Here is a 1,459-nt window from a genome sequence, read left to right as displayed (position 1 = left end):
TGGATGCGGGAATTGGTGCGCCTTCACATGCGGCAAGAGCGATGGAAATGGGCGCGGATGCCGTGTTGGTCAATACGGCCATCGCTGCCGCAAGTAATCCCGTTGCGATGGCGAAAGCGTTCAAGATGGCAGTCGAGTCAGGTCGTATGGCTTATAAAGCTGGGCTTGCAGGGAAAGTTTCTCATGCCGTTGCTTCCAGTCCGCTAACGGCTTTTCTCGATGAACTGTAGAAGTGAGGGTTCAAGATGAGCTTTTATGATCGCTTTCAGCAGCTCGATGGGGATGACATATCCATGTCGATTTATGCCAAAACGGCGCAGGTTGTGGAAAGGGCGCTAGCAAAACCCAAACGAGATTTGGAAGATTTTAAAGCGTTGATTTCTCCTGCAGCTGAACCGTACTTAGAGCAGATGGCAAAGATTTCTTATTCGCTGACGCGTAAGCGTTTTGGCAACACTATGTCGCTGTATATCCCGCTGTACCTCTCTAATCTTTGCGCCAACGCTTGTACCTATTGTGGCTTCTCTATGGAGAACCGCATAAAGCGAAGAACGCTGAATAGGGACGAAGTTGAGGCGGAGATTGATGCGATTAAGCGAATGAAGTTCGACAGCGTGTTACTGGTAACGGGTGAGCATGAGACCAAAGTTGGGATGAAATACTTTCGCGAAATGGTGCCAATTATCAAGCAGCGATTTAACTATTTAGCGATGGAAGTCCAACCGTTGAATCAGGACGAATACGCCGAGCTCAAAACATTGGGCCTTGATGCGGTGATGGTGTATCAAGAAACCTATCATCCCAAAACATATGCTCAGCATCATTTACGTGGCAATAAAATGGATTTCCGATACCGGCTTGAAACGCCTGATAGGTTGGCAAAAGCGGGGATCGACAAAATCGGTCTTGGCGCTTTGATTGGTTTGGAAGAGTGGCGCACCGACTGCTTTTTTGCTGCTGCGCATCTGGATTACCTTGAGCGTACTTATTGGCAATCGCGTTATTCGATTTCTTTTCCTCGTTTACGCCCTTGTGCCGGTAATGTACCAGCGTCGGGATTACAACCGAAATCTGTCATGACGGATAAGCAGTTGGTGCAATTGATTTGCGCCTATCGGCTGTTTAATCCGGAAGTGGAGTTGTCATTGTCGACGCGCGAATCACCGCAGTTTCGCGACAATGTATTACCGTTAGGCATTACGAGTATGTCTGCGGCATCGAAAACACAACCCGGTGGTTATGCGACCGAAGAGGTGGAACTGGAACAGTTCGAAATCAGTGACGAGCGTAGCGCGGCATCGGTAGAAGACATGATCAGAGCGAAAGGTTTCGACCCGGTCTGGCGTGATTGGCACTCAGCTTACTCAGGTTAACCGAGGCGTTTACTGTGTCATTGGCATGTTTCACGTGAAACATTGTGATTGAATGAACGATTAGCTTTGAGTTTCATGGATGTGAT

General features: G+C 48.4%; 1 protein-coding gene and 1 pseudogene. Both read left to right on the top strand.

Translation table 11 applies throughout. The features are described 5' to 3' along the window. Positions 1-230 (top strand): annotated as a pseudogene (locus tag R7E00_RS23280) (thiazole synthase); the annotation flags it as partial. A gap of 15 nt (positions 231-245) precedes the next feature. Beyond that, on the top strand, positions 246-1,373 hold the full coding sequence (gene thiH / locus R7E00_RS23275) for a 2-iminoacetate synthase ThiH (RefSeq protein WP_318124604.1): 1,128 nt from the start codon (positions 246-248) through the stop codon (positions 1,371-1,373). Positions 1,374-1,459: the final 86 nt, after the last annotated feature.

Source organism: Vibrio sp. Vb1755, assembly GCF_033338635.1.
Taxonomy (GTDB): Bacteria; Pseudomonadota; Gammaproteobacteria; order Enterobacterales; family Vibrionaceae; genus Vibrio; species Vibrio alginolyticus.
Note: the sequence above shows the minus strand (reverse complement) of the source record. Positions and strands in the feature narration are given on the sequence as shown.

What these genes read in the sequence shown, in the direction of transcription:
- thiH (WP_318124604.1), top strand. Translation starts at nt 246, where the DNA reads ATGAGCTTTTATGATCGCTTTCAGCAGCTCGATGGGGATGACATATCC.